The sequence below is a fragment of the Treponema sp. UBA7567 genome, from assembly GCF_002476655.1.
Taxonomy (GTDB): Bacteria; Spirochaetota; Spirochaetia; order Treponematales; family Treponemataceae; genus Treponema_D.
The window spans coordinates 3,177-4,449 of the sequence record NZ_DLLH01000048.1 but is presented as its reverse complement, the minus strand read 5'-3'; the positions used below and the strand labels follow the sequence as shown (position 1 = coordinate 4,449).

The 1,273-nt window shown below is 42.4% G+C and carries 2 protein-coding genes; one reads left to right on the top strand and one right to left on the bottom strand.

All coding sequences use genetic code 11. The annotated features are described in order from the left end of the window. Window positions 1–579, bottom strand: a 579-nt coding sequence (locus tag B3Y13_RS06015; protein WP_296693313.1) for a DUF763 domain-containing protein, incomplete at its 3' end; no start/stop codon positions are given. A gap of 123 nt (window positions 580–702) precedes the next feature. Here B3Y13_RS06015 and B3Y13_RS06010 point away from each other — a divergent pair. After that, complete coding sequence (locus B3Y13_RS06010; protein ID WP_296668711.1) at window positions 703–1,155, top strand: low molecular weight protein-tyrosine-phosphatase; 453 nt, start codon at window positions 703–705, stop codon at window positions 1,153–1,155. Window positions 1,156–1,273: the final 118 nt, after the last annotated feature.

The following is a 1,273-nucleotide window of genomic DNA, read 5'->3' as shown; positions in this document are numbered from 1 at the left end:
CCATACGCCAGTATGAGGATTTTCGACAAAGCTTCTGAGTTTTTCCGATGACCAGTGGTAGCGCCGCGCTTTTTTTTCGCTTGCGTTCATTCCTTGCTGCACTACTGTCCAGTCTCCCTGGTCGCTTAAAATAAAATTATGCTGGTAAAGCTGAAAACCGTCCTGCAGGGCAGTTCCGTCGACTTTTGCGGCAAGCCGGGAGCAGTTTATGAGCTTGTTTCCGTCCATTCCAGTCATGTCGGCAAGAATTTGAAGCTCTTCCGGCGTGCGCCTGCTGTATTTTCCTCTTCCGCCGCAGACGACAATTCCAAGCTCTTTTGCGCGCCTGTTTAGCCCTCGTTTTAAGGCATACATTACGCTTGTTGTGATTCCGGAAGAGTGCCAGTCCATTCCCAAAACGGCGCCCAGACTCTGAAACCACAGCGGATCGCTCAAACGGATTAAAACTTCTTTTTTCCCATATTTTAAGACAAGGGCTTCTATAATCAGCGTGCCGAGCCTCATCATTCTGTCGGCAAGCCATTTTGGAACAGTTCCCGTGTGCAGCGGTAAATCCGCATATCCTGAACGCTTTATCATAAAATTAACTGTTTATATAAAAACAAGCAAAAATAAAACTCAAAAAAGATTTTTCGTAAAAAAGTCTAGCATAAAAACTAAAAACTGTCAGATTTTTTTATTTTTTTTGTATAGAATTATTTTATGCTAAAAATACTATTTGTTTGCCACGGAAATATCTGCCGCTCGCCAATGGCAGAAATGCTTATGAAAAATCTTGTAAAAAATTCCGGACTTGAAAAAGAATTTTTTATCGAAAGCGCGGCCTGCCGCACAGACGAAATCGGAAGCCCGATTCACCGCGGAATAGTCTTAAAATTAAAAGAAAAAAATGTTCCTTTTACGGATCATCGCGCCCGGCTTATAACGCGGGAAGATTACGCTTTTTATGACTTGATAATCGCAATGGACGAAGAAAATATGCGCGACCTTGCGCGGAAATTTGCAGGCGACAAAGAAAAAAAATGCCATAAGCTGCTTGAATATGCCGGACTGTCCCGCGACGTAGCAGATCCCTGGTATACAGGAAATTTCGACGCCACTTGGAACGACATAGAAAAAGGCTGCAAAGCGCTGCTATCTTCGCTAAAAGCTTAAGAATCCGCGCAATAATAAAAAAGCGCAAAAGCGCACGCAATAAAAATTTGCAAGATATTCCCCTCATTTTTAGAAAGCGTTTACAACAAATATAAGCGGATTATTTTTGAACTAAAAC

Excerpts from the sequence above, each read along its gene's own strand:
- B3Y13_RS06010 (WP_296668711.1), top strand. The coding sequence starts at position 703 with ATGCTAAAAATACTATTTGTTTGCCACGGAAATATCTGCCGCTCGCCA.